This window comes from Candidatus Palauibacter sp. (genome assembly GCF_965216145.1).
Classification (GTDB): domain Bacteria; phylum Gemmatimonadota; class Gemmatimonadetes; order Palauibacterales; family Palauibacteraceae; genus Palauibacter.
The window spans coordinates 645,746-672,627 of record NZ_OZ244149.1; the positions used below are offsets into that span (position 1 = coordinate 645,746).

The following is a 26,882-nucleotide window of genomic DNA, read 5'->3' on the forward strand; positions in this document are numbered from 1 at the left end:
CCGGGAGTGGCGGAACCCAAACTCCGGATCGATGAGCGGCTGGTGGCGGATCCGTTGCGGGCCCAGCACCCCGACCTGGCGGATCTGCCCATCCACGAGCGTCACTCGGGGTGGGACAACGTCACCTACCGGCTCGGCGACGACCTCGCGGTGCGGGTGCCGCGCCGGAGGGCGGCCGTCGAACTCACGATCAAGGAGCAGACGTGGCTTCCGTCGCTCGCCCGCCAGCTGCCGGTGGCGGTCCCCGTTCCGCTTCGGGTCGGGGTGCCCGGGGAGGGGTTCGCCCGGCCGTGGAGCGTTGTCCCCTGGATCCCAGGCACGACGGCGGACGTCGAGCCGCTCGGAGCCGCCGAGGGGTCGCGCGTCGCGGACTTCCTTGCGGCGCTGCACACCATCGCGTCGCCCGGAGCGCCGACGAACCCCTTCCGCGGGACCCCGTTGAGGGATCGGGCCGGGGACGTCGAAGGCCGGCTCGCGAGGCTGAGCGACCGTACCGACCTCGTGACCCCGGATCTCCTCCGGGCGTGGCGGCGCGCGGTCGCCGCACCGGCCGACAGGGCGCGCCGCTGGCTGCACGGAGACCTGCACCCCTCCAATCTCATCGTCCGGGGCGGGATCCTCACCGGGGTCATCGACTGGGGAGACCTCGCGGCGGGCGACGTGGCGACGGATCTCGCCGCCGTCTGGATGCTGTTCGAAGGCCGCCCGGCGCGGACCGCCTGTCTGGCATCGTACGGCGCGCCCGAAGCCCTGGTCGTGCGCGCGATGGGCTGGGCGATCTTCTTCGGCTCCGCGTTCGGGGCTCTTCCGACTCCCGCCGGCGACCCCATGCCGGCCCTCGGCCGACCGCCGGACAGGGTCGCCGCGGCCGCCCTTCGCCGTCTCGCCGAAGACCTGTAGCAGCTACCCGACCTCCGACGGTGCGTCTGGCCGATCGAGGTGGCTCGCGCCAGTTTTTGCGGGCACAGCCGCAGTGGCGAAGACGAAGGCGAGGCCGAGTGAACCGTCGGACGCTGATCAAGACCGTAGGGGCGGCCGCCCTGAGTGGTGGGCTCGGGGGCTGCTCCGGCGCCTGGCGTCGCTATCCGCCGCCCTCGGCCGCGCCGGCCTTCCCCCTCCTCCGCGTCTCACCCGACCGCGTCATCCGGACCACCGTAGGGCTGAGACCCTTCCGTCCCGCGGGCTTCCGCGTGGCCGCCGAGCGGCTGGACGACAAGACCGTGATCCACAACTACGGGCACGGCGGGGCGGGCATCTCGCTCTCGTGGGGGACGGGCCTGCTCGTGGCCGAGCTGGCCGAGCCTCACGCCTCCCGGCAGGCGGCCGTCATCGGAGCCGGCGCCGTCGGCCTCGCCACCGCGCGGCAACTCCAGCGGCGCGGCTTCGAGGTGACGATCCATGCGCGCACCCTTCCGCCCGACACGACCTCGAACATGGCCTACGCCGGGTTCTCACCCCTCTCGAACCTCGTGTCGGCCCCGGAAAGGACCCCGGCCTTCGACGCACAGTTCGACCGCGCCGTCCGCGCCTCCTACAGGCAACTCCAGTTGCTCGCCGGGGCGGGACGCGGGGTGTCGTGGTTGACGACGTACACATGGAGGAACCGTCTCGCGGGTCCGGCGAGCGAAGATTCGGGCCTGGCGGAGGTCGAGAGCGGCCTCGACCCCGGCCTCGATGTGGAGGCGACGGTGCTGCAGCCGGGAGAACATCCCTTCCCCGGCACCTACGCGCTCCGCCGGCCGACGCTCCGCATCGAACCCTCGATCTACCTCGATCGGCTGATGGAGGAGTTCCTCCTCTTCGGAGGGCGGGTGCGGATCCGCGACTTCGGCACGCCTCGCGACCTCCTGTCGCTCGACGAACCGCTCATCGCCAACTGCACGGGGCTCGGCTCGCGGGCCCTGTTCGGGGACGAGACGATGACGCCCATCAAGGGCCAGCTCACCTTCCTCCCCCCCCAGCCCGAACTCGACTACAGCCTCGAGGGAAGCCCACCGGGGGGCGGCCGGATCGGGATCCTCCCGCGCTCGGACGGCATCGCCCTCGGGCATGTGATGGAGCGCGGCGACTGGAGCCTCGAGCCGATCGAGGAGGAGATCACCGAGCGCCTCGACCGCGCGACCCGGCTCGTCGCGGCCATGACGGAACGCGCCTCGGGCCTGCCCCGCTTCGCCGCCGCCCGGTGGTCGCCGAGGATGCGCGAGACCCTCGAATCCGATCCCGTCCCCGCGACGCCGCCCCCGGTCGAGAGCTTCTACGACATCGAGTCCTGACCGCGCCGGAGCAGCCGGCGCAGCTTCCGCGCCACAGTCTCGAGCTGTTCCGCGGCCTCCTCCAGCGCGGCGAGCAACTCCGCGCGTTCGAGGTCGTCACCGCGACCCACGTCCGGTGGCCGGCCGTACACACGCGGTTCGCCTTCGCCGAACGGATCCGCGGATGGTGCGTTGGCGGGGAGCACGGGTCGCGCACGGGACTCCTCCCGATATCGCTCGAGCCGTTCGCGAACCCCTGACCGCAGGTAGGGGGCCGGGGCCTCCCTGACTTCCATGCGGTCTTCCAGGGCGGCGCGACGCCGCGATGGGGCAGAGAACCCGGGGCTCGAGGGGGAGAAGATCTCCGGGGTCACCGCGGTCCGTCCGTCGCCGACGGCGGAGATCAGTCCGGCTGGCGCGCGCTCGAACGCGTCGCCGATGTCGCTGAGAGAGACGGGCGGCACCGCGCCGGCCTCCTGCGCCTCCCGCACCCGGCGGATGAAGCGCAGGCGGTCCCGGACCTGCTCGGGATAACGCGTCTTCGGCCCCATCCGTCCGACCCGAGGCAGAAGTCCAAGCTGCACGTAGTAGGCGATGGTCCTACGGCTGAACCCCGTGTCGCGCTCCAGTTCCCCGACCGTGTAGCCGCTCATCGTACGGGCTCCCGCTACCTGAAGTGACATCTCATGTCGTGTACCGACGAATACTGTTGACTGATCCAGAACTCCGCGTTACTGTCAACATCGTATCATCACTGACAACATACGAGGAGTCGGGCAATGGACCAAGTCAAGACCGCCATTTCGAATCTGAGCATCGGAGATCCGGCCTTCCACGGTGGGCTCTCCGTCTTCCCTCTCACGGCGAAGGCGCGCCCTTCCCTCGACTACGTCCTGCTTGCGGACGGGCTGAAGGAGGGACTCGTGTCGATACGCGAGGTCTCGCAGGGCGGGAGCGTGCCGGACCTCGCGGTCGAGAACCGCGCGGACCGCCCCGTGCTCATCGTCGACGGCGAGGAACTGGTCGGCGCCAAGCAAAACCGGGTCGCCAACCTCACCCTGCTCGTCGCGGCCGGGAAGACGACGATCATCCCCGTCTCCTGCGTGGAGGCGGGCCGGTGGTCCTACGACCGCCCCGACTTCGGGGTGTCCGATCGCATGCACTATGCGAGCGGGCGGGCCGCACGCAACCGGAGCGTGCAGGAATCGATGCGCACCACGGGCACGCGACGCTCCGATCAGGGTCAGGTCTGGGATTCCATCCACGAGACGGCCGAGGCGATGTCCGCGCCCTCCGCGACCGGTGCGATGAGCGAGATCTTCGACCGCCACAGGAAGACGCTGGAGGACTACGTGCGGGACGTGGCCCCCGTTCCGGGCCAGGTCGGCGCCATCTTCGCCGTGGGCGAGCGGCGCTTCGGCCTGGACGTGTTCGACCGGCCGGGGACACTCGCCGCGTTCCTCCCCAAGCTCGTCGGCAGCTACGCGGTCGACGCGCTGGATTTCAGCCTCGCCGGGGCGGGAGACCGGGTGCGGGAACGGGATTCTGACGCCGGCAGGCCGGCGCCGCTCTCCGGAGCCCGCGACTTCCTCGAGCGGCTGCGCGCGGGATCGTTCGACGACCACCCCGCCGTAGGTCTCGGCCGCGACGTCGGGATCAGGGCGGACGGCGCGATCGGAGGCGCGCTCGTGGCGGACGACGTGACCGTGCACCTGTCGGGGTTCTCGGACCCGCGCAGCCACCGCCGCGGCGGCGACGACGACCGCGTCTACGCCCCCTACCGCCAGAGGCGCGACGCCCTCCGCCACCGGCACATCGACCGAACACGCCCGGAGCCCCCGGACTCGCCTCCCCAAGTCTACTAGAACCCAACCGGATCGCTGCGCGGCTGGACGGCAGACTTGCCGTCCGCCGCATTTGACGCGAGCGAAGCCGATGCCGCCCGACGCCACTCACGCGGAGTACGGCGCCGCCATCGTGGAGGAGAACGCGCTCGGGAAGCCGACGTTGGCGACGCGCCGGACATCGCGGCAGCGCCTCAACGAGTTGTACGGGCTAGATCCCCGGCTCGCCCTGTTCCGCGTGCTCAGACGGCTGTGGGACGCTGATCCGCGGAGCCGCCCGCTTCTGGCCATGTTCTGCGCGCTCGCCCGCGATCCCCTGCTCCGCTCGACCGCCGGGCCCGTTCTTTCGCTCGGCGAGGGCCAGGAGCTGGTGCGCGGCCCGTTCCTGGCCGTGATCCGGGACGAAGTGGGGTCCCGGCTCAACGATGCCGTACTGGACAAGGTCGCGCGTAACGCCGCGAGTTCCTGACCGGGGACGGCGAACCGCCTCCCCGCAGCCGGGTCGCAAGGCACGAAGAGAAGGGTACCCGCCGATGAGCCAGGTCCAGAAACTCGCGAAGGGGGGGTACCTTGACCCGAAACCGGACAAGAACAGGACGACACCGTGGTTAGACTGATGGCGGTAGAGCCCCGCAAGGGGCACCGGATCTGGCTCCGCTATTCGGATGGATCCTCCGGTCAGGTTGACCTGTCCAATCTGAGCGGCAAGGGAGTGTTTCGGGTTTGGGATCACCCAGGTGTGTTCGATGATGTCCATGTGGCTCCCCATGGAGCGGTCGCGTGGAACGAAGAGATCGAGCTGTGTCCCGATGCCCTTTACATCGAACTGACCGGCAAGCCGGGGGAAGACGTTCTGACGGCGCTTCGAGCGCAAGCCCCAAGTGCCTGAAGTCAGTCGATTCTACGGCATCGTCATCCGCATGTATTTCCGGGAACATGGTCCGCCCCATTTCCACGCGGAATACGGTGGCACAGGCCGTTGTGGGCATTGACGATCTCGCAGTGCTCAAGGGACGGATTCCGCCAAGGGCGCTGGGCTTCGTAGTCGAGTGGGCCTCACTTCACCAAGCGGAGTTGCACTCGGCGTGGGCGCGGGCACGACGCCACGAAGCGACGGGTCCGACGCGCCGCTCGTCGTCGTCGGCTGGGACCAGGCGGTGGCCGACCACCCCGTCGCCCGCGAAGTGCTCGACGCGATGGGCGGAGGCGCTCGCGGAGGCGCCATCCGGAAACAACTCCTCGCGGCCCCGTACGGCTGGCCGCAGGACGCCGTCGACGCCGCGCTCGTCGCCCTGCATGGAATCGGCCACCTCACGGCCACGCGCAACGGGCACCCCCTCAAGACTGCGCAGCTCGATCAAACCGCCATCAACACGACCGAGTTCCGTGCCGAGAAGGTGCGTCTGACCCGTGCGCAGCTCGTCGCGATTCGGAGCCTCTTCAGCAAGGCGGACGTACGGGCCAGGGGCGGCGAGGAAGGGGCGCTGGCGGCGAAATTTCTCGCCGCGTTGCACAAGCTCGCGTCGGAGGCGGGAGGCAGTGCTCCGTTGCCGGCCGTTCCCGCACCGGTCTGGCTTGACCAGCTTGGCCCCCTCACCGGCAACGAGCATCTGCTTGCCATCTACGAGGCAAGGGATGATATCGAGGCGTCGATCGCGGCCTGGGAGCGGCTCGCAGAGCGCGCCCGGAAGCGATCGCCGGTATGGGAACTGGCCACTGCGCTCAGCCGCCATGTGGTCGGCGAACTCGATGTTGCCGAAGCAGCCGCCGCCCACCTGGACGGCGACGCGACCTGGTCGAGGCTGGACGAAACCGCGCGCGAGGAGATCCGGCGCGATGTCGGACTGACCCTCCCCCAGCCGCTCCAGGTCCAGACAACCGACGCCCTGAGCAAGGCCCTTGATGCCCGCAGCCTATCGGCCTGGCAGTCGGGTATCGACGCCGTGCCCGGCCGGGCCGGCAAAGCAATGACCGAGGCTGTCCGACACCTCCCGCCCGACGATCCACCCGTCACGACGGTCGCTGTACGCCGCGGCACCCTGGATGACGAAACGGCCGTTCAGGACTAGTTGGCGGAACACCAACGGAAGCTGACGGAGGCGGTCCGAAACGGACCGGTGATCGTGCGCTGAACGGTGCTTCCGCTATCAGGGGGTTGTTCGAAAACCATCGGGCGGGACGTTATCTTCATGGTCGGGAGTGTACCACTCGGCTCGAAATAGAGGAGCGGACATGACGATGCTGCGGGAACGGATTCTGCTCAGAGAATACCTGAGAGAAGAACGCAGTCTCGCCAAGCGGATAGCCTTCGATACCAGGGCGGCGAGGCGTTCCAAGGAGGCGAAGCCATGACGGATCAGATCACCGTGTCGGTGGACCCGGACGCAGCGCAAGCGTATCGCTCGGTTTCCGATATGGACCGCCGCAAGCTGGATCTGTTGGTGAACCTACGCTTGCGTGATGCTACGCGGGACCGGCAATCGCTTCGCGAGATCATGCGTGACATCAGCCGGGATGCGCAGCGACGGGGACTCACGCCGGAGACCCTGCAGACAATCCTGGATGGGCGTTGAGGAGAGATGTCTTCGACACCAATGTCGTCGTCAGCGCGTTGCTGTTCCACGCCTCGGCGCCGGGACGGGCCTTCGCCCAAGCGCTCGACCGAGGCGTGATTCTGGTTTCGGTTCCATTCCTTAACGAGTTGGACGATGTGCTTTCTCGCAAGAAATTCGACCGGTACGTCTCGCGACAGGAGCGGGACCGGTTTCTCGTCGCGCCGCGAAGCGAAGTTGATCGAGATCGCGATGTCCATTCGCGCCTGCCGAGATCCCAAAGACGACCTCATTCTGGAGTTGGCCGTCAACGGCGACGCATCTTGCATCGTGACCGGAGACGCGGATCTGCTCGCCCTGCATCCCTTCTCCGGTGTGCAGATCGTCACTCCCTCCGAATATCTACAATCTCCAGTTTGACTACGCCCAAGCCGCCAGTCTCATCGGCGACCGCAACGCCCGGCCCCACGAATACACCCTGCAGCTGCGCCCCTTTGACGCGGACACGTCCGGAACTCACCTCGGTGTGCCCGTCCTCGCCGCCTTCGTCGGAGCACTCCTCGATCGGGGCACCCGCGGCGGCGCGATCATCACCGGCCCCTTGAACCTCGGCGGCTCCCTGGACCAGCTGGCAGATCCGGTGGCCATCACCGAACTCGCCGTGGACAAGGGCGCCTCCATCCTTCTCCTCCCGGTCACCGCGCGCCGTGAGCTGATGAACCTCCCGGACGACACCTGGACGAAGCTCAACATCGAGTTCTACAGCGACGCCGCCGACGCCGTCTTCAAGCTCCTCGAATAACCGGATCCGAAGTGATGGCATTTCGCATTCAACCTCCAGACATCGACATCCCGGAAGACGATCCGTTCAAGAACGACCTTCTGGGCCGAAGGCAGCCCATCGAGTGCTGACCCGGCTCGTCGGCTCCCTTGAAGGTCCTTGTGTACTGGCGGTCGACGCGCCCTGGGGCGCCGGAAAGACCACGTTCCTTCGGATGTGGGAGCAGCACCTGCGGAACGAAGGGGTTCGCCGTCACAACCTATAACGCCTGGGACACTGATTTCACCGGCGACCCCTTGCTCGCACTCTCAACGGAGCTTCTCGCCGACCTTGAGAACTCCCGGGACAGCAGAGCCAGCCCATACGTCCAGAAGCTAAAGGACGAAGTGCCGAAGCTCTTGCGTGCCGTAGCCCCGTCCATCCTCAGCGCTGCGACTCACGGCGTGTTGGACCTAACTGTCCTCCAGGAACCCGGAGAGCGCGTCGACCGCTACAAAGACGGCGTCAAACAACTCCGTCGGTTCTCTGGAGAACTCCAAGCCGCTGCGGACGCACTGTCCGAATGTCACGGCAACAAACCGTTAATCGTACTGATTGATGAGACCGACCGCTGTCGACCATCGTACGCCGTGGAGCTTCTCGAGATTGCAAAGCACCTGTTCTCGGTGCGTCACGTCGTGTTTGCGCTGGCCGTGAACCGCTCCGAACTGGAGCACTCGGTCAAGGCTCTTTATGGTCAGGACTTCGATGCCCACGGGTATCTGAGACGATTCCTCGACATCGATTTTCGGCTACCCGATCCCGATCGAGGTGCGTTCGTCGATGCGATGTTGGACGCCGCCGGTATCAACAATTTCCTCAACCGAACGAATTCGCAGGAAGTACGGCACTCCCTAAGCACGTTTCGAAGAATGCTGAAGGGAGCGTTCTCTCTACCACAACTCAGCCTTCGGCAAGTCGCCCAGGCCATTCATAGACTTGGACTCGTCTTCGCTTCCCTTTCCGAGAATCAACGGCTGCTCCTGATGCCAGCCGCCGCTGCACTGATTCTGCGGACGCTGGATGCGAGATTATATCAGGAGTTCGTGACTCGCCAATTCTCAGCCGACCAAGTGATCGGTGAATTGTACAAGAAGCCAGCTGGGGCAGCATTCAGTCGCATGGAAGGGCGAACCCTCTTCGAGGCAATCCTGCTCGTGTCTCAGGGGGAAAGCACTGAATGGATCCAGAAAAAGTGTGCGAAGCTCGAAGAACAAGATGAACCCGATGATGCGGAGGAACGAGCCGCCTGGCGACACCAACAGGAACTGAGCAGAACGCTGCGGTCACTAGACACGTGGAGATTCTGGAAAGACCACTTCAGTATGGCCGTGAAGCGGCTCGAACTGTTTTCCGAGGACTTGGCCTAAGATGTGAATCGCTCTGCGAGGCTGGTTTCGGATCTTCGTGATCGCCGACATTTTCTCCGTACCCGCACTGCAAGTCGCTTCGCCGGAATCGGATAGGCCGAGAGTGAGGGCTGAAAGCACCCTCCCGGCTGGACGCGGTAGGACGGCCGAGCCTTGAGTCGGACGGAGACCGTGATCGCACGCTGCCCGAGCTGACGACTCACTCGGCCGGGCTACGGACGGTCAACGTGCAGCAGCTTGTTGCTCGCGGGATTTGCAGCGTGGCAGCCCTGCCCAAGCGACGCTCCGACAAGAATGGGCGATACTGGCCGACTCCGTCGTGCGGATCACTGCCCTGACTTCGCACGCCGGGTCAGACGCTCCACCTGCTCGCGAACCCTCTCGAACGAGCGTTCCGAGTCTTTGATCGCCCGCCGCCTAATCTCTTCCTTCTGGGGTGACGTCAGCCACTCTCTCTCCCGCGGCTCACGATTCCGATCGTCTTTTCTAAGAATTCTGTTCTGCCCCGAACTCATCTAGGCCTCCGTTCCTGCGTGGTTCGTTCTTGCGGCCAGTCTCGCAAAATAGTCAAGGTTGAGTTTTGGGTCGAAATAGTGCTTTCTCTTGCTCCAGATAAAACCATCCCCTTTCGAGATCAAGGCCACGTCTATCGGCCCGCCGACGGACTCGTCGTCTCGCGAGACGCGCCGTTTGAGAGACGTAAGGCTCACCAAGGCTTCCGCCATGATCGCCAGCTCCTCCTTGGGAAGATGTCTAACGATAGTCACGATCGGCTGCGAGAAGCGCTCGCCACAAAACCGCTTCACATCCTGGAGAAGATCCTCGCTCAGTGCCTCAGCCAATTCGTTGAGGGCCGCGACGTCCCCCTCCAGCTCACCATCGGCATCGCCGCCACTCATCGCTTGCGCAAGACGACGGAACCTCAGGTAGGCGGCGAGCCGAATATAGTCGACAAGCTCTGGATCGACCCCCACCATGAATCGCTCTACCATCTCGCTTTGAGCGAACGGAACTATGGCTGCCCGAGTTCCATCGCGCGAGACGTCGTATACCTGCCGAACCACCACCTTCAACGCATCCCCGATCATGCCATCGGTCGTGATTTCAAGAAGGCTCGGGAAGAACTCATCTTCGCCGAACCCCGCAAAGATGACGCCAGAGTGACCGTTCGACAACCATTCGCTTCCCAAGGCCACCGCGAGCAGGTCGCAGAGCAAGCCTCGGCTGGAATCATCGATGACGATACCCCCAAAACGTTCGTCGATGATTTGCTCAATGGATCCCCGGTTTCGCTGAACAAGATCGGCGCAGTCGACCCCCTGTAGGGACGAAGCGCCATCCGCTGCCTCCAGGTCAGTCAGCCAGCGGTCGACGCCCGTTCGAACGGCCGCGGCGTCACCATTCTCGCCAGGCTCCGTCGCCCTCTCCTCGTCAACGGCGGACCGTACGCCCGCGAACAACGCGTCGGCGATTCGCTGGAGATTCATGGACTGCTGTTCGTCGGTACAGATCACGGGATCGCATATGTACTGCAGAAAATCCTCCGCGTAATCCGCCACCGTTGGTCTGCCGGCCCGGAGTATCCGTTGTCGGAAGATCTTGAAGAGGGTCTCCCATGGAATCCCCATGAATTCCGAGTTGTTGTAGAACATCACTCCGACGGGATGACTCTTGCTGAGCGCGAAGAGCTTGTTGCCCGGGTAGCGCTTCGGCGTACCCGAAACGGTCATGGCGCTGTCGGCCGCGAGGGCGATCGCCGACTTGTTGAGGACCGCAATTTCCGCAGTCATGCCGGGACCGCCCTTAAGGACTGGTCGGGGACCTTGACGCCTCCAGACACCGCACCGCAGGCAACCGCGCTCACGGCGCGCGGAGCGCGAGGCTCCGCCTGCCGGACCGCAGGCCCGATGTCGCGGATCGTCCAGGGGCCTCGGAAGAGGTTCCTGGCAGCTTCAGACATGACGCTCCCTTCGGTGCACACCTTCGCGTGTAGCCGCCTCCAAGCTGGAAACCAAGATCGAACCATGTTTCATCCGGGGATCAAAACTCCACTCCGTTGGCGTTCGCAAAAGGGGAGTACATGCTCTGGGCTATGGCGTCTTCAATCACACACCGCAACCGAATACAAACCGAATCTCATCAGAAATGCAAGGAGCCCATGGATCACGGAGCGACAGAATCACGGTCGTCCGGCGTCCTTCAGGCGTCGAAGGTTGTCTTCGCTCAGATCGACGGGCCCGAGCGTCTCGTACCGGAGTTGTATTCGACGCAGCAGCGCTTCGACATCGATGGCCGTCGGACGCACCGGATCTGCCGGAGGGGTGCTGGTTTCTTCGTTCAAATCGCCGTGTTTGCGCATGGCCGTCCCCCGGATTCCTCTGGAACTTCGCGATTCAAGATAGGCGAAGGAGGGCGACCGAGCCTGGTTCGGGGGTCAGGACGCGCCGAGCTGCTGGAGCAGGAAGGCGAGTTCCATCGCCGTGTTGCGCACGTTGCGACTGAACGCGCGGCCGCCCGCGTGGCCGGCCCGCGGATCGTAGTCGAGGATCACCGGCAGACCCGAGCTGGAGGCGGCTTGGAGGCGGGCCGCCATCTTCCGGGCCTGCAGCGGGGGCACCCGCGTGTCGAGATCTCCCTGGGTGAGCATGACCGCCGGATAGTCGACGCCGTCGCGCACGTTCTGGTAGGGCGAGAAGGTGCGCAGCACCTCGAACTCCTCGGCGACCGCCGCGTTCCCGTACTCCAGCAGGGCCGGCATGTTGTTCGCGTGCGTGAACTGGTAGAAGCGGACCATGTCCAGATCCGGGAAGCCGCAGAAGACGGCGCGGAACAGATCCGGCCGCTTCGTGAGCGCGCTGCCGACGAGCAGGCCCCCGTTGCTCCCGCCCCGGATCGCGAGCCGCTCCGGGTTCGTGTAGCCGTTGTCGATGAGCCACTCCGCCGCCGCGATGAAGTCGGCGAACACGTTCGGCTTGTTCTCCAGCATGCCGTCCCGGTGCCACTCCTCGCCGAACTCGCCGCCGCCCCGCAGCGTCGCGATGGCGTACACACCCCCGCGTTCCATCCACACGGCGGCGCGGGCGTCGAAACGGGGCAGCAGGTTCACGTTGAAGCCGCCGTACCCGTACAGGAGCGTGGGCGCGGACCCGCCGGGTTCCAGCCCTCGGCGGTGCGCGACGTACATCGGGGCCTCGGTCCCGTCGGCGGAGGTGTACCAGACCTGCCGCACCTCGTACTCCGATCCGTCGAATGGGACCTCCGAGGGGAGCCACGGCTCGCTCTCCATCGTCTCGAGGTCGATCTCGACGATGTGTGACGGCGTGAGGAGCGACGTCAGCGTGAGGAGCGCGCGCCCCTCCCCCCACTCGCGAAGCGTGGCCACGTGATGTTCGGGCACGGGGATCTCGCCCGTCCGCGTCCCGTCCATGTCGTAGCGCACGATCCGGCTGCTCACGTTGTGCAGGTAGTCGGCGTAGATCTGCCCGTCGATGATCCGGTATCCGGTCAGGAGGTCGTCGGCCTCGGGCAGCACCTCCCGCCACGCCGCCGGATCCGGGTCCGGGTTCTCGGGGTCCACCGCGAGCAGGCGGTTCCTCGGCGCATCCAGGTTCGTGAGCAGGAAGAGTTCGTCCTCGACGAAGCGGGTGCTGAAGCGCGCGGGGGCCCCGACGACGAGCGGCTCCGGCCCCACCCCGGAGCGCAGGTCGTGCAGGTAGACGTCCGTCCGCGCCCAGCCGTGCTGCACGGTGTACACCAGCCACCGGCCATCGCCCCCCTGCGAGAAGTTGACGAACCGCTCCGGCCCGTGCCCCTCCCCGAACAGTTCCTCATCCTCCTCGCGGTCGGTCCCCAGCCGGTGGTAGCGGATCCGCGCGCCCGTCTCCCGCGACCGGCGGCTGTAGTAGAAGCCGTCGCCTTCCGGATCGAAGGAGATGTTGCCGTACAGATAGGTCGGCAGGCGGTCGGGCAGGTCCTCGCCGCCCTCCAGGTCGCGGACGCGGAACTCCCGCTCGTCCCGCCCTCCATCCCGGATGGCGTAGAGCATGAGACGGCCGTCGGGGGAGAAGTCCTGGATGTCCACGCTGGTCGTGCCGTCGGGCCGCAGATCCAGCGGGTCGACCACGACCTCGAATTCACCCTCGGGATCGATCGGCCCACCCCGGCGCCCGTCTTCCGGAGGGGGTGGCGCCGGCCGGCGATAGATCGCCCCTACCTCCCGGCCCGGCTTCCGGAACGAGAAGTACTCGTACTCCCCCGCCCGGCGCGGGAAGATCGCCCCGGGCACGTCCATCAGCTCGCGGAGGCGCCCCTCCAGTTCCGCCCGCAGCGGCGCTTCGCCCACGATCTGTTCCGCGTAGGCATTCTGCTCGGCGATCCAGGCCCGCGTCTCCGCGCTCTCCTGGTCCTCCAGCCACCGGTAGTCGTCGGTGAACGCGACCCCGTGCAGCGTGTCGACCACCGGAACGCGAGCGGTCTCGGGCGGAGCCGGATAGCCGGGACCGCACGCCGCCAGGCAGACGGCGGCCAGCGCGGGCAGCGGGAAGAGGCGGCCGGCGGGTGCAGCGATGACGCGGCGTGTCGGGTCCGCCATGACGCCTCCTTGTAGCGGGGGTTCGCACGACCGCTTACCGGGACAAGGCCAGGGTCAGGGGATGACGGTCACCCGGACGTAGGCGTTCGACCAGCAGCATTGGTCGCCGCCCGTGCTGTCGTTGGCGTTCCAGTTGTCGACGCGCGCCCGCAGCACGTACTCCCCCGGCTCGCTGAACACGGCTGCCGTCGTCGCCTCGCCGGTCCCGCCCGCGATCGTGATCTGCCACGGCTCGAACGACACCTCGGCGGCAGGGCCCTGATGCTTGAACCAGCTCACCTCGACGTCGACTTCCTGGTTCACGAGGTCTTCGGGATCCCGGACGGAGACCTCGTCAGTCCACAGCTGGAGGGTCAGCGGCTCCCCGACCTTCGCCGTGCGGGGCTCCCCCCAGACGCCCTGTACGTGCTGGCCTGCGGGCCCCTCCGGGTCGAAACGCACCATCGGCGGCACGGACCCCATCGCGCGCGGCCCGTAGTCGAGCTGCAGCGCAGAGACTCCTACGCGCCCCGGCACGGAATAGGTCACTCTGTTCGCCGTGATCGTCCACACGACCCGCTGCTCTCCGTCCTCCCAGGTCGGGGGCACGGTAACCGAGAACACGCCCCGATCCCGGCGCGGCCGCACCGGGAAGTGCGTCTGCTGCACCCCGTCGAACTCGGCCGGCTCGATGGAGTTCTCCGCGCCGATGGGGATGTCGAGAATCTGCTCGGTGTTCAGGTTGAAGAAGCCGAACGAAAGCGTGAACGTGCCGTCGTCGTTCCGGTACCACCCCTCGAAGAACGGCGCCACCGGCTCGCCCTTCGGCGGGATGGGCGCGAGCGGCAGCCGCTGTACCTGCTGCGCGGCCGTCGGCGCGACCGCCCCCAGCTGCGCGGCGAGCAGGGCGGCCGCGAGACGTCCGGTACGCATGGCTCGGCTCAGTTGTCGTTGTTGCCGTCGTTGTTGCTGTCGGCGTCGTCGTCGCTGGTGAGCGTCTCCCGCTCCTCCACCAGCCGCTCGAAACCGTCTTCCGAAAGGTGCGTCACGGCGAGCCACGCGTGGGACATCTCGTCGCCCGTCCGGCTGCCGCGCGCGTACCAGATCTCCGGGTCCGGCGTCAGCTCGTTCTCTTCCGTGTTGTCGTACCATCCCGTCATGACGAGGACCGTCCCGGTCGGGAGCAGCGGCGCCGCATCGTCTTCATAAATGTAGCTGTGGTGCCAGCGCGCGTCGAAATCCGTGACCATGCTGACGAGTTCGACCTTGCCGTCGGGATAAATCGCCTGGATCGACATCGCGTGCAGGTGCACATGCCCGTGCGGCTGGAAGCTGTCGAGTCTCACCGGATGGTCCCAGCGGTGGAACCCCTGCGTCATGGCGGTACCTCCCGGCGCCAGCGCGATGTCGCCGCGGAGGGGATACAGGCTCAGATCCTGCTGGAACTCCGGCTCGAACCCCTCCCGGTGAAACCAGATCCCGAGTTCGACCTGATCGTCGTCGACTTCATATCCCATGGGATAGTAGTGGGCGTCCCACTCGATCATGTCGTTCGCCTTCAACAGCCGTCCGGCGTCGGTCGGCACGATCTCGCCGATCTTGCCCATCGCGTATTCCGACAGGCTCTGGATGCGCTGGTACTCGCCCTCTTCGTCGAGCCGCAGGAGGCGGGGGATGGCGTGATGGACGACCTGGCGTCCGGCCGGGAATGAAGGCCGCGTCTCGAAGGCCATGATCCAGCGGTCCTCCTCGAGTCCCGTCGGCACTCTCGGGCGCCACCAGGTGTCGCCGCCCTCGGCGGGCACGTCAAAGGGCTTCGACTTGATGACATGATCCGGGGGGCCGAGTACGTCCTCGAGCTGCCACTTCTGCTCGTTGGGCCAGTCGACCGGGGCCGGCATGTCGGCCGGATCGCCCTCGGGGGCCCCGGCGTCCGCCCACGCGACCACCGTTTCGATCTCTTCCTCGCTCAGCCGCCAGTCACCCTTGATGTCCTGGATGCCGACACCCGTGTCGAGGTGGTACGGGGGCATGAGCCGCTGGGAGACCAGTTCCTTCATTCGGGGGGCCCAGCGGCGCGTGTCACGGTAGGTGAGGAGCGGCATGGGCCCAACGGAACCCGGCCGGTGGCAGATCTGGCAATTTGCTTGGAGAATCGGGGCCACGTCCCGGGCGAAGGTGACGTCTACCGCCGCGCCGTTGGCGGCCGGCCCCTGCGCCGCGAGCGCGCCGACCGCGAGACCGAGGGTCAGCGGAACGATGAAGACTGCCCGGGCCGCCATACGCGACCAGGTCTGGTTCGAGTGACGCGATTCACGCATGAGACGTCCTCCGGAGCGATGGGACTCGTCCTCTGTAGGTCCCCTTGTTAATCCCGGGCATAGTACCCGGATACAGTGCGAAGAAACGCCCTTTGCGTGCAAGGCGGGCCCGCACGCTGTTGCCGTACCGCAATGGAAATGTCCGCGGGACCGCGCCTCGCGGCCCTTGTGCGCTGTCCCTCGGGACGGTAGGGATTTTGGAGCGAGTCCAGGGAGCGAGTCCCGAGGGAGCGAGTCCAGGGAGCGAGTCCAGGGAGCGAGTCCAGGGAGCGAGTCCAGGGAGCGAGTCCAGGGAGCGAGTCCAGGGAGCGAGTCCAGGGAGCGAGTCCAGGGAGCGAGTCCAGGGAGCGAGTCCAGGGAGCGAGTCCAGGGAGCGAGTCCAGGGAGCGAGTCCAGGGAGCGAGTCCAGGGAGCGAGTCCAGGGAGCGAGTCCAGGGAGCGAGTCCAGGGAGCGAGTCCAGGGAGCGAGTCCAGGGAGCGAGTCCAGGGAGCGAGTCCAGGGAGCGAGTCCAGGGAGCGAGTCCAGGGAGCGAGTCCAGGGAGCGAGTCCAGGGAGCGAGTCCAGGGAGCGAGTCCAGGGAGCGAGTCCAGGGAGCGAGTCCAGGGAGCGAGTCCAGGGAGCGAGTCCAGGGAGCGAGTCCAGGGAGCGAGTCCCGGGAGCGAGTCCCCCCGGGGCAAGGAAAACACCCTAGACCCGGGAGGCAAGATGTTCCGCATTAGGCTTTTTCCCTCTGCTGTGTCCTGCACCGCGGCAACTGGAAGGATGTTGGCGGCGTCCGCGACCTCATCGATCACTCTGTGTGCGAGGCAGTTCCGCCGGGTCGTGGCGGCTGGTCTCCTACTCGCCACGCTGACTCCCTTTGCGCCGATGGGGCACGCCCACGCAGAGGACGCCGCTCACGAGGTCAACGATGTCCCCGCAGTCGAAGCGGAGGTCGCATCGGGCGCGGTGGGGGCGGCGGCCGTCCACGGCTGCGCCCCTTACATCTCGAGCAGTTCCTCCATGCGGCCGGATCGCGGCGTCCTCACATTCTCAATGTGTGTAAGCATCCCGTTCCCGGGGACCTGGGGCCTCGGGACCTGCCTGCTCTGCACCTGCTGGTACGAGATGGATGACGGCCGAAGCGTGAACCTTAACGAAGTGGATTGCGGTACGATCGTGATCATCACCAATCCTGATCCTGGTGATGACTGTTCGCTAAGAAAATGTTGAGTGACCTCCGGGGAGGAGGTGCGCCGCTCCTTCACCACCGGCTTCGCTTGGTCGCGGTGGCGGCGTGCGCGATTTGGGCGTGCGGCGAGGGAAGCGGCCGATCCGATGTCGGTTCGAGCAGGAACGTCGTGGTGAGCGAGTTCGTGCAAGAGCTGCCGCCCGGCGGCATCCTCTCGCACGACATCTTCCTGGAGCGGGCTCGAGGGTTCGATTTGTTCGGGGATACGGTCGCGATTGCGGACCGGCTGGCAGGACGGGTCCAACTCTTCCGCTCCAAGGGGGAGCACATCGCGACCCTCGGCGGTCCCCTGGGGCCGGGGGATCCTGAGATCCTGCAGTCCCCGTGGCGCGTCGAGTTCGCACCCGATGGCACTCTATGGGTGGGCGATCCCGGCAGAGGGGCACTTGTAGGCTTCCCTCTCGGAGGCGGCGAGCCGCAGACCGCGCAGCTTCCCGTGGCCACGACCGCCGGATTCGGTGTCGACCATGTCCTCGGCCCGGTGGGGGCCAGTGCGCACCCGGGCTTCCTGCTCACGGCATACGCGGTCGCGGACCGGCCCTTGAACATCCCAAGCGAGGTTCCTCTTCCCAGCGAGTTGGCGTACGGGCCGGACCGGATCAGTCCCGGGCACTTGGTGGTGTCGGGCGGACGGAGGGGCGAGGTGATACTCCTCGACGCGATCCGGACGAGCCTGTGGCGAATCGGACTGGAGTACGAGCCGCCCCGAATCGTTGACATCTCCCGCATCCCGGTACCCGCATGGCTGGTCAAGAGCGTACGAGCCGACATGGAGCTGATGGCCGAGGCCTTCCCCGGAGCCGTGGCGCCCGGGTTCAAGGACATGCGGGCCGGGGATCGGGGCGTGTGGCTCGTTCCGGGACTTGATACGATTGACGGCGTGTTCGTGCCATACGAGGCGGACGGCCGGGTGACCGTGCTGTGGCGCGATCCTCTGCAGGAGGAGGCTTGGAGCAGCCGCGTCCTGGACGACGCGGCGTGGCTGATGTACCCGGCAAGTCTTCGGCTGTTCACAATCGCGGACGAAGACTGAGCGGAACCGCCCGGGACCGGTCGCCTCGCAGTTCGCTGTCGTAGCGGTCCGGGACCGGGCCGACTCCGAGCCTGGCACGTTCGGACAGTCGCGCCGCGCGGGCCGGGGGCAACTCAACCATTCGTCTGGACCAAACCCGCCGGAGAGCAGCCACGCCTCAAGATCATCGAGGACTGCTACCGCGAAGGCTGACCAGCACCATAGACCAAACCCGCCGGTCGCGTGTCCAACTCCCCACGGGTTACCTCACCGGCTCGCCACGCGCCGACCTGTTGCGCCCCCCGAGACTTTGCTCGCACGATGAAGCTGAGCGGTTGTAGAGCCGGCGAGCCGAGAAGCGGGCGCGGAGAGGAAGGCTGCCCTCCTATCCCTGTGGCAGGACCAGGTTCGAGAGGCGGCAAATCAAGGTGCCTTGGAGAAAACGCGGATGATGGCGATCAAGAAGAAGAACTCGAATGGACGATCCCGAAGATGCTCTCGTCAGAATCCGGTTCTCCTGGCGGGGCTTCTCGTACCGGCACTCTGTGGCGACGCGACGGCCCAGGGCCCGGGCACCGAGGGGGCCGGGTGGACCTACATGGGCGGGGACGTCTGGCACACGCGCTACACCCCGGCGACCCAGATCGACGCCTCGAATTTCGAGAGCCTCGAGGTCGCCTGGCGGTGGGACGCCTCGAGCTTCGGACCCAGCACCCCGAGGGCCACTCCTTCATACGTGGACGGGAGGATGATCACGGTCACGGGGGAAAACCGGCACGTGGTCGCGCTCGACCCCTCCACGGGCAGGCTCCTCTGGAGCTTCGCCGAACCGATGACCTGGCGGCACGAGTACTCGATGCGGAAGGCGTACGGAAAGGGCGTCGCCTACGCCGAGATCGATGGACGCGGCGTCGTCTACATCATCAGTCCCGGGTTTTTCCTGTACGCGCTCGACGCGGACTCCGGGCAGCCGCTCGAGAACTGGGGTGAGCCCGTGGCGCTGGAGGGTTTCCCGTCCTCCGGCGCGGTCGATCTGGTCGCGGACCTCGTCGAAGGCTGGGGGCCGTGGGAGAACCTGAACCAGGAATACGACCCGGATCAGGGGATGCCGCTCGAGATCGGCTACATCACGGCCTCTTCCCCGCCGATCGTCGTCAACGGCGTGGTCGTCATCGGGAACTCCGCGCAGCAGGGCTACAACCAGACGCGGAAGGAGATGGTCCCGGGCGATATCCTCGGCTACGACGCGCGCACGGGCGAGTTCAAGTGGAAGTTCCACATCATCCCGCGCCCCGGCGAGTTCGGGCACGAGACATGGGAGAACGACGCCTGGCAGTGGACCGGAGACGTGTCGGCATGGGCGCCGCTCTCCGCAGACCCGGAACTGGGCCTCGTGTACGTGGTGACGAACGGCGCCACGATCGACTACTACGGCGGCTTCCATCCCGGCGACAATCTGTTCAGCACAAGCATCGTCGCGCTCGACGCGGAGACGGGGGAGCGCCGGTGGCACTACCAGTTCGTGCATCACGACATCTGGAACTACGACACGCCGACGGCCCCGATTCTGATGGACGTGGTGGTGGACGGACAGCCGGTCAAGGGCGTCTTCCAGGCCACGAAACAGTCCTGGCTGTACGCCCTCGACCGCGAGACGGGCGAGCCGATCTGGCCCATCGAGGAGCGGTCGGTGCCGGCCTCGAAGGTTCCGGGCGAGAAGCTTTCTCCGACGCAGCCTCACCCGACATTGCCGGCGCCGTACGATTTGCAGGGTCGCACCGAGGCCGATCTCATCGACTACACGCCGGAACTGCGCGAGATGGCGCTGCAGTACGCGCGCGAGAACGACCTCTTCGCGCCGCTGTTCAACCCGCCCACGCATGTCGGTAACCCCGACGGGGACGGCCCGGCGCTCATCTGTCCGGGCGGCGGAGGCGGAGCCAACATCACGGGTCCCCCCGTCGCCGATCCGGTCGATGGCGTCGTCTTCGTTACCTCGACGAGCGGGTGCTCTCCGGTGATGGTGGCGCCCGGCATGGAGTCGGACCTGGATGGCCCCGACCAGACGGGGGTCACGCACTCGGAGTTCTCGCGCGCGGCGGGCGTCGTGACCGAGAACACGGCGGACCAGGCAACGGTCGAGGGCCTGCGGATCTGGAAGGGGCCGGTGGGACGGATCACGGCGATCGACGTCAACACGGGCGAACACCTGTGGATGATCCCCCACGGGGACGCGCCGGAGCGGCAGCAGGCGATGATTCGCGATCACCCGATGCTGCAGGGCATGGACGTGAACCCGAACGAGGGCCGTCGCGGCCATTCGGCCATGGTGGCGACGCCCACGCTCCTGCTCGCTTCGGGGCAGACGAGTGACGGGACCCCACACCTGTTCGCGATCGACAAGCGGACGGGCGAACGGGTCGGACAGGTGGAGCTTCCCGGCAACACCCGCTACGGGATGTCGAGCTGGGTCCACGAGGGGAAGCAGTACGTCATGATCCAGTTGACGGATGGTCTCGCGGCGATGACGCTGCCGTGACTCTCGCGGCGAACGTCGGGCGGGACTGAACCCTTATCAAGACAGGAAGACGAGAAAAACCATGATACGTAACAACCTGCGTTTTGGAAGAGTATGGGCCTGCACCGCGGCGGCCTTCTGCGTCATGGCGGTGGCCGCATGCGTCGAGAGCGAGGACGGGCCGATGGAACCCGCGACGCTCAACGAGGCGCCCGTGCCGGTCGGGATGGTGCCGCTGATCAACATCGCCGCCGGCGACCACGTCACGGTGGACGTGTCCGCCTTCTTCCAGGATCCCGACGGCGATCCGCTCGCGTACGGAGCCTTCACGACGAACGCGCTCGTGGCGGGCGCGTCGGTGGCGGGCAACATCATGACGGTGGTCGGGGTGGGCACGGGCCAGGCCGCCGGCGCCATCGTCGCGCGCGATACGGCCGGCGGGGAGGCCGTGCAGAACTTCGCCGTGAACGTGCCGAATCAGCCACCGCTCGTCGTGCGGTCGCTCCCGGCCCTGACCCTTACGGCGGGACAGGCGCAGCGGATCGACCTGTCGCAGTACTTCTCCGATCCCGAGGGTGATGAGTTGGAATTCGACGCGGCGACCGCGAACATCCTCGTGGCGGCCGCGCAGGCTTCAGGCAGCACTCTGACCGTGGTCGCCGTCGCCGCGGGGAGCACGACGCTCACGGTCACGGCGCGTGATTCGGGCGGGGGCGAAGTCCAGCAGGAAGCCTCCGTGATCGTCCGGTAACCACGACCTCCCGCCAGATGTGACCCAAAGGGCCATTGCCTCGTGTTAGGGGGTGGAAGGTCGAAGAACGGGGTGTGGCGCTCTCGGCGCCGACAGAAGGGGGGAGCGTGACGTACCAGGCAAGACGGTTCTCGATGGCGGTCGGCCTCGCGGTCCTGGCGGGGGCCTGGGCCGCGGACATCGCCCTCGCGCAGGACTTTCTCTTCCGCCGTCCCAACGTGACGTTGGGGCTGCGGTTCGGGTACGCGATGCCGCGCGCGGAGGGCGAGATCTTCGACTTCACGCGCAACGAACTCACCGTCGAGAAGAGCGACTTCAACTCGGCCGCCATTGCCGGCGATCTGGGAATCCAGCTCACCGGCCGAATCGACCTCTCGCTGGGGCTCGGGTACGAGAACAGCGAGATCGATTCCGAATCCCGCGATTTCATCGGCGATGACGACCTGCCGATCCTGCAGACGACGAATTTCCGCCGCGTCCCCTTTACCGTCGGGTTGAAAGCCTACCTGACGGAGCGGGGTCGCCGCATCAGCGATCTCGCCTGGATCCCCGCCAAGTGGGCCCCCTTCGTGGGCGGCGGCGTCGGCTTTGTCTGGTACGAATTCGAGCAGTCGGGCGAGTTCGTCGACTACGAGACCCTGGACATCTTCGTCGACCATTTCGCGTCGAGCGACGGTTCGCCGCTCGCCTACGCGACGGCCGGTTTCGACTACTCGCTCGGGCTGCGGTGGATTTTCACCGCCGAAGCCCGCTATTCTTGGGCCAGTGCGGACATGGGCAACGACTTCGTCGGGTTCGATCCGATCGACCTGACGGGTCTCCGCGCCGCACTCGGCTTCTCGCTGCGGCTGTAACAAACATCGAGGTCAAGTCTCATGAATGAACCGCGACTCGCCCGAATCGGGCCCGCCCTCCTCGTCGCCGCCGTCGCGATGCTCACCGCCGGACCGCTCGCGAACGTGGCGGCACAGGAGATGGACGGGCGCTGGCTCGCCTTCATGGGGTGCTGGCAGCCCGTCCGCACCTCGACGACGGCCGACGCGCCCGAATCGCTCCTCTGCTTCCAGCCGAGCGCCGGCGAGGCCGGCGTCGAGATGGTCTGGGTGGAAGACGGCGAGATCACCTCGCGAGAGGTCGTGCGGGCGGACGGACAGCCCCGCGAGTCGAGCCTCGAGGGCTGCCGCGGCTCGCGGCGCGCAGCCTTCGCTTCGCGACCCGGCCGGGTCTTCATGCGGGTGGACCAGACCTGCGACGGTGGCGTGGAACGCGCGTCGAGCGGGATGTTCGCGATGATCTCGCCCGAGGTCTGGATCGATACTCGCGTCGTCACGGTGGACGACGCGAAGCTGACCTGGGTGACCCGCTATCGGCTCGCGATGCAGAGTGAGGCGGACGCCGTCGGCCTGGGTGAGATCGCGGCCGACCGGAGCCTGGCGGTGCGCTCGATGCGGCTCGCGGCCTCCGGCAGCTACTCGGTCGAGGATGTGGTCGAGGCCGCGCAGAACGTCGATCCGGAGGCGGTCGAGGCCTGGGTCGTCGAACACGAGAGCCCCCTCGAGGTCGACGCGGGCCGGCTCGTCCAGCTTGCCGATGCGGGCGTCCCGGAGGACGTCATCGACATGATGATCGCGCGGAGCTATCCGGAGTACTTCGCCCTCTCCTCCGAAGGTGCTGTCGGCAACCAACCGGCCCTCGGATACGGCGGACTCTACGATCCGTTCTTCGGCGGCTACTCCCGCTGGGGATACCCCTACTCCAGATTCGGGTTCGGCTACCAATCGTCTCTGTACGGGTACGGATTCCCTTATGGTTATGGGTACGGTTACGGGCACGGCTATGGCTACGGGTACGGCCCGGGGATCATCCGGGTCGGTGACACCAACAACGGCGGCCGGGTGATCAGTGGCCGGGGCTACAGCAGCGGGCGTAGTTCCGGCGGTGCGACCCGATTCATCGGCAGTTCGCGGGGCACGCCGTCGATCGGCCGCTCCAGCGGCTCCTCCGGCGGCAGTTCCACCGGCCGCACCGCCCGGCGCCGCGGCGGTGGTGGATACAACCTGCAGATCTCCTCCACCCCAACCGTTTCGAGTGCGGCCCAACCGGCCAAGAGCACGCCGACGGTGGCTCGTCGCGTCAGCGCCCCTTCGGGCGGCAAATCGACGGGTCGGACAGCGCAGCGCCGCGGCGGCGGTTTCTGATCCCGCCGCAACACGGTTGAATTATCCGAAAGGGCCCGGGTGACCGGGCCCTTTCTCGTTCCACGTCTCGCGTTGGTGAGTTGCGGAGGACAGATTGACCCCGTGGCCGAACTACACGCCGGCGCGAAGGAGGAACGATGAGTACGGATCACTTCGGCTCCCGCCCGTCCAGGTACGTCGCAATCGGCGTGCTCGCCCTCGGGGCCTCCGCGGCCCTGCTCCTGCCCGGTATGGCCCGAACCCAGACTGCCTCGGCCGACTGGGAGCCTCCGCTGACCCCGTACGGGCACCCGGATCTGCAGGGCAACTGGACCAACCAGACCCTCACCCCCTTCGAACGCCCCGAGGGCCGGGGGCCTGTACTGACCTGGGAGGAAGTGGCCGCGATCGAGGGGGGGCAGGCCGAGACCGTCGCCGACCGTACGGCCCCGGTCGATCCCGATCGAGCGTTGCCGCCGGGGGGCGACCACACCGTGTGTATCGACGGGGCGACCACCTGCTACGACGAATTCTACCGTGAGCCGGGCGACCGCGTGGCGATCGTGAACGGCGAGCCGCGGAGCTCGCTCGTGACGCACCCGCCGGACGGCAGAGTCCCGGAGCTCACGTCGGAGGCGCGTCGCCGGCTGGAGGAGGCCGCGGAATTCCGCAGCCGGTTCGGCCAGTTCGACCACCCCGAGCTTCGGCCTCTCTCCGAGCGATGCATCGTCTCGTTCGGTTCGAGCGCCGGACCTCCGATGCTGCCCAACTACTGGTACAACAACAGCTACACGGTCGCGCAGAACGAGGACTACATCGTGATCGTGGCCGAGATGGTCCACGATGCCCGGATCATCGAGTTGCGCGACCCGCCCGGGGAGGGGGAGGAGCGAGAGACGACGGAGGCCGGAGATGCGGAGTCGTCGGACGACCTTCGTCCGTGGTTCGGGGATTCGTGGGGCTACTGGGAGGATGGGACGCTCGTCGTCGAGACGACGAACCTGAATCCGGAACACGCATTCCGGGGCGTGGCGCCGTCGAAGGACCGGAAGGTCGTCGAGCGCTTCACGCGCGTGGATGAAGAGACGATCCTGTACGAGTTCACGATCGACGACCCCGGGACCTACACGAGCAGCTGGGGCGGACAGGTCCCCTTCAAGCGCTTCGACCATCTGCTCTACGAGTACGCCTGCCACGAAGGCAACTACGCGATCTCCAACGTTCTGAGCGGCGCCCGCTACCAGGAGCGCACCGGGGGGGATCGGTAGCGCGCCCTCCGGGGAGTCGGCCGTGGCGCGGGCGCCCGCGAACTCGCCAGGCCGGGCATCGCGTCGCGTGCGCATCGCTGGCCGGGCTCGCGCTCGCGGGTTGCCGGGCGGATCGAGCGCCGGAAAGCGCCGCCGACGCCGCGGGCACGCCGGCCGGGGTGCTCGGCCTGCGTCCGGGCCCGTCGCCCGATCGTTCCTCTCCTGACTGGGAAGCTCCCGTGAAGGTCGTCGCAGTCGACCTGTGGCCCGGACGCACGGCCGAACTGGCGGAGGTGGCCCCGGGCGTGAACCTCGTCGTCGTCGACAACGCGCGGGCCGCGGCCGCAGAGGCGTCCGACGCCGACGCGGTCCTCGGGGCGCTGAACGCGGACATCCTCGCGGCCGGCGACCAGCTCCGCTGGGTGCAACTCGCTTCGGCGGGCGTCGAGCGCTACCTGGCGATCCCCGGCTTCGCCGAGGCCGAGGACATCCTCCTCACCAACGCACAGCGCATCTTCGCCCCGGGCGGCGCGGAACACGCACTCGGCATGGCGCTCGCGCTGAGCCGCAGACTCCACATCGCCCGCGACCTTCAGCACGAGCGAAGCTGGGACATCACCCCCCTCACCGGTCCCTCCCCTTACGTCGGCGAAGGCAGCGAACTGCTCGAACTCCGCGGCCGTACCATGCTCGTCATCGGCCTCGGCGGGATCGGCACGGAGACGGCCCGCATCGCGCATGGGATCGGGATGCGGGTCATCGCGACCCGGAACAGCAGCCGGGAGGGACCCGATTTCGTGGAACGCGTCGGTCTGGCCTCGGAACTCCTGGAACTGGTGCCGGAGGCGGACGTGATCGTCAACGCCCTGCCCCTCACGCCGGAGACCGACGGCCTCATCGACGACGCGTTCTTTCGGCTGACGCGTCCGAACGCCTTCTACATCACGCTGGGCCGCGGTCGCACGACGGACACCGAGGCGCTCGTCGCGGCGCTCAGGGAGAGACGGATCGCCGCTGCGGGTCTCGACGTGGTCGACCCGGAGCCGCTCCCGCCGGACCACCCGCTCTGGTCGATGGCGAACGTGATCATCACGCCACACCTCGGCGGTGACTCCGACGGACACATGGAGCGGATGTGGGTCCTATTCCGAGAGAACCTGCGGCGCTTCGTGGCCGGCGAGCCGCTCCTCGCGGTCGTCGACCGAGGGCGCGGCTACTAGCGGATCTGGAACGTCAGCGTGGCCCAGTTCGACTCGTAGTCCACGTCGGGCTCCGAGGTCGTCTCGACCATGTGGATCGCCCGGACGAACCACCGCCCACCTGCCATCAGGGGGATCGTCGCGACGCCGTTCCCGTCCGTGCGGGTCTCCACGGCGTCGACGTGCCCGCCCGTGTCGTCGTGCTCGTGATTGAACTCGTGGTTCGCGTACACGATCTGGTTCGCCACCGGCTCGCCGGCGCGGAGGAACCGCACCTCGAGTTCGTCGCCGACATCGAGATCGTACGGGTTCTGCAGGGGGATGAACTCCACCGGGTAGCCGAGTTCCTCGGCCCACTCCCCGCTCTGCGCCTCTCCGACCTGGACGATCGCCTTCACGTGCTTGCTGTAGCGTTCGGTGGCCTCGTCGTTCGTCTTCCCCGCCGCCTCGCGCTCTGCGATCGCGTCGACGACGCCGTCATGGACCAGGTAGTCGTTGAACTCCTGCGCGGTGAGTGTGAACACCCGGGCCTCGGTCGAGACTCCGATCGTGTAGGTGCCGGCGGAGCCCGTCTCGAAGGTGAGGAGCGCCGTGTCGACGCTGTCGGCGTGCCAGTGAAACATCGCCGTGTCGCGCCACGCCGAGGCCGGCGGCTGGACGATCCCATCCGGTCCCACCACCCGGACATCCAGCATGCGGTCGCGGGTGATGGTGTTTTCGCTGTTGTCGAAGTCCCCATTGAGCAGCGCGACGACGTTCGTCGAGTGCGGCTCCAGGAAGAAGCTCTCGAGCTTCAGGAACATGGTGTGCGCCCGCGCCGTCGCGACGATGGCGACGGTGAGCAGGGCGGTGGTCAGCAGGACTCGGCGTCCGATCTTCATTCTGAACTCTCTCCAGGTTCTACGGCCTTCGGTTCTTCGAGCGCATCGACGAAGGCGATCAACATGAAGGGATCGGCGAGGTTTCGGCCATAGCTGAAGTCCGGCGCGGGACGGCGTTGTCCCCGTTGCCTGAAGG

The 26,882-nt window shown here is 67.0% G+C and carries 25 protein-coding genes and 2 pseudogenes; 20 read left to right on the top strand and 7 right to left on the bottom strand.

Translation table 11 applies throughout. The features are described 5' to 3' along the window. Window positions 1-6 precede the first annotated feature (6 nt). Window positions 7-900 (top strand): aminoglycoside phosphotransferase family protein, encoded by an 894-nt coding sequence (locus tag ACOOHF_RS02790; RefSeq protein ID WP_420463288.1) that lies wholly within the window; start codon window positions 7-9, stop codon window positions 898-900. A 98-nt stretch (window positions 901-998) separates the two neighbouring features. After that, on the top strand, window positions 999-2,273 hold the full coding sequence (locus tag ACOOHF_RS02795) for an FAD-dependent oxidoreductase (RefSeq protein WP_420463289.1): 1,275 nt from the start codon (window positions 999-1,001) through the stop codon (window positions 2,271-2,273). Here ACOOHF_RS02795 and ACOOHF_RS02800 read toward each other — a convergent pair. Next, window positions 2,255-2,905, bottom strand: a complete 651-nt coding sequence (locus tag ACOOHF_RS02800) for a MerR family transcriptional regulator (protein WP_419936242.1) — start codon at window positions 2,903-2,905, stop codon at window positions 2,255-2,257. The genes ACOOHF_RS02795 and ACOOHF_RS02800 overlap by 19 nt on opposite strands. A 126-nt stretch (window positions 2,906-3,031) precedes the next feature. On the opposite strand from ACOOHF_RS02800, the gene ACOOHF_RS02805 reads away from it, so the two are divergent. The 11 genes and pseudogenes from ACOOHF_RS02805 to ACOOHF_RS02855 all read left to right on the top strand — a co-directional run bounded on the left by ACOOHF_RS02805 (window position 3,032) and on the right by ACOOHF_RS02855 (window position 8,838). After that, the gene (locus ACOOHF_RS02805) at window positions 3,032-4,117 is read left to right on the top strand and encodes an ARPP-1 family domain-containing protein (RefSeq protein WP_420463290.1); all 1,086 of its coding nucleotides are present in this window, start codon (window positions 3,032-3,034) and stop codon (window positions 4,115-4,117) included. A gap of 70 nt (window positions 4,118-4,187) precedes the next feature. Then, window positions 4,188-4,565, top strand: coding sequence for a hypothetical protein (locus ACOOHF_RS02810; protein ID WP_419936240.1), 378 nt, complete (start codon window positions 4,188-4,190; stop codon window positions 4,563-4,565). Between the two features lie 147 nt (window positions 4,566-4,712). Next, on the top strand, window positions 4,713-4,985 hold the full coding sequence (locus tag ACOOHF_RS02815) for a DUF2442 domain-containing protein (protein WP_419936239.1): 273 nt from the start codon (window positions 4,713-4,715) through the stop codon (window positions 4,983-4,985). A 31-nt stretch (window positions 4,986-5,016) separates the two neighbouring features. After that, the gene (locus ACOOHF_RS02820) at window positions 5,017-5,088 is read left to right on the top strand and encodes a DUF4160 domain-containing protein (protein WP_419165464.1); all 72 of its coding nucleotides are present in this window, start codon (window positions 5,017-5,019) and stop codon (window positions 5,086-5,088) included. 93 nt (window positions 5,089-5,181) lie between these two features. Beyond that, window positions 5,182-6,165, top strand: a complete 984-nt coding sequence (locus ACOOHF_RS02825) for a hypothetical protein (protein ID WP_420464416.1) — start codon at window positions 5,182-5,184, stop codon at window positions 6,163-6,165. Window positions 6,166-6,444: 279 nt separating this feature from the next. Next, window positions 6,445-6,669, top strand: coding sequence for a hypothetical protein (locus ACOOHF_RS02830; protein ID WP_420463291.1), 225 nt, complete (start codon window positions 6,445-6,447; stop codon window positions 6,667-6,669). Between the two features lie 38 nt (window positions 6,670-6,707). After that, window positions 6,708-6,839, top strand: a pseudogene (locus ACOOHF_RS02835) (putative toxin-antitoxin system toxin component, PIN family); the annotation flags it as partial. A 46-nt stretch (window positions 6,840-6,885) separates the two neighbouring features. After that, on the top strand, window positions 6,886-7,068 hold the full coding sequence (locus ACOOHF_RS02840; protein WP_420463292.1) for a putative toxin-antitoxin system toxin component, PIN family: 183 nt from the start codon (window positions 6,886-6,888) through the stop codon (window positions 7,066-7,068). 106 nt (window positions 7,069-7,174) lie between these two features. Beyond that, window positions 7,175-7,450: a hypothetical protein gene (locus tag ACOOHF_RS02845; protein ID WP_420463293.1), complete on the top strand. Its 276-nt coding sequence runs from the start codon at window positions 7,175-7,177 to the stop codon at window positions 7,448-7,450. Between the two features lie 103 nt (window positions 7,451-7,553). Then, window positions 7,554-7,619, top strand: a pseudogene (locus ACOOHF_RS02850) (hypothetical protein); the annotation flags it as partial. After that, window positions 7,591-8,838 (top strand): KAP family P-loop NTPase fold protein, encoded by a 1,248-nt coding sequence (locus tag ACOOHF_RS02855; protein ID WP_420463294.1) that lies wholly within the window; start codon window positions 7,591-7,593, stop codon window positions 8,836-8,838. The pseudogene ACOOHF_RS02850 and the gene ACOOHF_RS02855, both read left to right, overlap by 29 nt. A 515-nt stretch (window positions 8,839-9,353) precedes the next feature. Here ACOOHF_RS02855 and ACOOHF_RS02860 read toward each other — a convergent pair. The 5 genes from ACOOHF_RS02860 to ACOOHF_RS02880 form a co-directional block, all read right to left on the bottom strand. Beyond that, complete coding sequence (locus ACOOHF_RS02860) at window positions 9,354-10,628, bottom strand: hypothetical protein (protein ID WP_420463295.1); 1,275 nt, start codon at window positions 10,626-10,628, stop codon at window positions 9,354-9,356. Window positions 10,629-11,017: 389 nt separating this feature from the next. Then, entirely contained in the window at window positions 11,018-11,197 is a 180-nt protein-coding gene (locus ACOOHF_RS02865; protein WP_420463296.1) for a hypothetical protein, read from the bottom strand. 75 nt (window positions 11,198-11,272) lie between these two features. Further along, complete coding sequence (locus tag ACOOHF_RS02870; RefSeq protein ID WP_420463297.1) at window positions 11,273-13,429, bottom strand: prolyl oligopeptidase family serine peptidase; 2,157 nt, start codon at window positions 13,427-13,429, stop codon at window positions 11,273-11,275. A 54-nt stretch (window positions 13,430-13,483) separates the two neighbouring features. Continuing rightward, the gene (locus ACOOHF_RS02875) at window positions 13,484-14,341 is read right to left on the bottom strand and encodes a hypothetical protein (protein ID WP_420463298.1); all 858 of its coding nucleotides are present in this window, start codon (window positions 14,339-14,341) and stop codon (window positions 13,484-13,486) included. An 8-nt stretch (window positions 14,342-14,349) separates the two neighbouring features. Continuing rightward, window positions 14,350-15,729 carry a c-type cytochrome gene (locus ACOOHF_RS02880; protein WP_419936231.1) on the bottom strand — a complete coding sequence of 460 codons (1,380 nt, stop codon included), beginning with the start codon at window positions 15,727-15,729 and terminating at the stop codon, window positions 14,350-14,352. 1,344 nt (window positions 15,730-17,073) lie between these two features. On the opposite strand from ACOOHF_RS02880, the gene ACOOHF_RS02885 reads away from it, so the two are divergent. The 7 genes from ACOOHF_RS02885 (at window position 17,074) to ACOOHF_RS02915 (ending at window position 25,886) form a co-directional block, all read left to right on the top strand. Next, window positions 17,074-17,994 carry a hypothetical protein gene (locus ACOOHF_RS02885; protein WP_419936230.1) on the top strand — a complete coding sequence of 307 codons (921 nt, stop codon included), beginning with the start codon at window positions 17,074-17,076 and terminating at the stop codon, window positions 17,992-17,994. Window positions 17,995-18,421: 427 nt separating this feature from the next. Continuing rightward, complete coding sequence (locus tag ACOOHF_RS02890) at window positions 18,422-20,512, top strand: PQQ-binding-like beta-propeller repeat protein (protein WP_420463299.1); 2,091 nt, start codon at window positions 18,422-18,424, stop codon at window positions 20,510-20,512. A gap of 61 nt (window positions 20,513-20,573) precedes the next feature. Beyond that, entirely contained in the window at window positions 20,574-21,242 is a 669-nt protein-coding gene (locus tag ACOOHF_RS02895) for a hypothetical protein (RefSeq protein ID WP_420463300.1), read from the top strand. A 107-nt stretch (window positions 21,243-21,349) separates the two neighbouring features. After that, entirely contained in the window at window positions 21,350-22,096 is a 747-nt protein-coding gene (locus tag ACOOHF_RS02900; protein ID WP_420463301.1) for a hypothetical protein, read from the top strand. A gap of 21 nt (window positions 22,097-22,117) precedes the next feature. Beyond that, on the top strand, window positions 22,118-23,440 hold the full coding sequence (locus tag ACOOHF_RS02905; protein ID WP_420463302.1) for a hypothetical protein: 1,323 nt from the start codon (window positions 22,118-22,120) through the stop codon (window positions 23,438-23,440). A 137-nt stretch (window positions 23,441-23,577) separates the two neighbouring features. Then, the gene (locus ACOOHF_RS02910; RefSeq protein WP_419936225.1) at window positions 23,578-24,687 is read left to right on the top strand and encodes a hypothetical protein; all 1,110 of its coding nucleotides are present in this window, start codon (window positions 23,578-23,580) and stop codon (window positions 24,685-24,687) included. A 218-nt stretch (window positions 24,688-24,905) separates the two neighbouring features. Then, entirely contained in the window at window positions 24,906-25,886 is a 981-nt protein-coding gene (locus ACOOHF_RS02915; RefSeq protein ID WP_420463303.1) for a D-2-hydroxyacid dehydrogenase, read from the top strand. Here ACOOHF_RS02915 and ACOOHF_RS02920 read toward each other — a convergent pair. Beyond that, window positions 25,883-26,746 carry a DUF4198 domain-containing protein gene (locus ACOOHF_RS02920; protein WP_420463304.1) on the bottom strand — a complete coding sequence of 288 codons (864 nt, stop codon included), beginning with the start codon at window positions 26,744-26,746 and terminating at the stop codon, window positions 25,883-25,885. The two genes, ACOOHF_RS02915 and ACOOHF_RS02920, sit on opposite strands and share 4 nt — an antisense overlap. Window positions 26,747-26,882: the final 136 nt, after the last annotated feature.

Excerpts from the sequence above, each read along its gene's own strand:
- ACOOHF_RS02905 (WP_420463302.1), top strand. The coding sequence starts at position 22,118 with ATGAATGAACCGCGACTCGCCCGAATCGGGCCCGCCCTCCTCGTCGCC.
- ACOOHF_RS02815 (WP_419936239.1), top strand. The coding sequence starts at position 4,713 with ATGGCGGTAGAGCCCCGCAAGGGGCACCGGATCTGGCTCCGCTATTCG.
- ACOOHF_RS02870 (WP_420463297.1), bottom strand. The coding sequence starts at position 13,429 with ATGGCGGACCCGACACGCCGCGTCATCGCTGCACCCGCCGGCCGCCTC.
- ACOOHF_RS02830 (WP_420463291.1), top strand. The coding sequence starts at position 6,445 with ATGACGGATCAGATCACCGTGTCGGTGGACCCGGACGCAGCGCAAGCG.
- ACOOHF_RS02895 (WP_420463300.1), top strand. The coding sequence starts at position 20,574 with ATGATACGTAACAACCTGCGTTTTGGAAGAGTATGGGCCTGCACCGCG.
- ACOOHF_RS02860 (WP_420463295.1), bottom strand. The coding sequence starts at position 10,628 with ATGACTGCGGAAATTGCGGTCCTCAACAAGTCGGCGATCGCCCTCGCG.
- ACOOHF_RS02875 (WP_420463298.1), bottom strand. The coding sequence starts at position 14,341 with ATGCGTACCGGACGTCTCGCGGCCGCCCTGCTCGCCGCGCAGCTGGGG.
- ACOOHF_RS02920 (WP_420463304.1), bottom strand. The coding sequence starts at position 26,746 with ATGAAGATCGGACGCCGAGTCCTGCTGACCACCGCCCTGCTCACCGTC.
- ACOOHF_RS02800 (WP_419936242.1), bottom strand. The coding sequence starts at position 2,905 with ATGAGCGGCTACACGGTCGGGGAACTGGAGCGCGACACGGGGTTCAGC.
- ACOOHF_RS02810 (WP_419936240.1), top strand. The coding sequence starts at position 4,188 with ATGCCGCCCGACGCCACTCACGCGGAGTACGGCGCCGCCATCGTGGAG.
- ACOOHF_RS02805 (WP_420463290.1), top strand. The coding sequence starts at position 3,032 with ATGGACCAAGTCAAGACCGCCATTTCGAATCTGAGCATCGGAGATCCG.
- ACOOHF_RS02890 (WP_420463299.1), top strand. The coding sequence starts at position 18,422 with ATGATGGCGATCAAGAAGAAGAACTCGAATGGACGATCCCGAAGATGC.
- ACOOHF_RS02880 (WP_419936231.1), bottom strand. The coding sequence starts at position 15,729 with ATGCGTGAATCGCGTCACTCGAACCAGACCTGGTCGCGTATGGCGGCC.
- ACOOHF_RS02865 (WP_420463296.1), bottom strand. The coding sequence starts at position 11,197 with ATGCGCAAACACGGCGATTTGAACGAAGAAACCAGCACCCCTCCGGCA.
- ACOOHF_RS02910 (WP_419936225.1), top strand. The coding sequence starts at position 23,578 with ATGAGTACGGATCACTTCGGCTCCCGCCCGTCCAGGTACGTCGCAATC.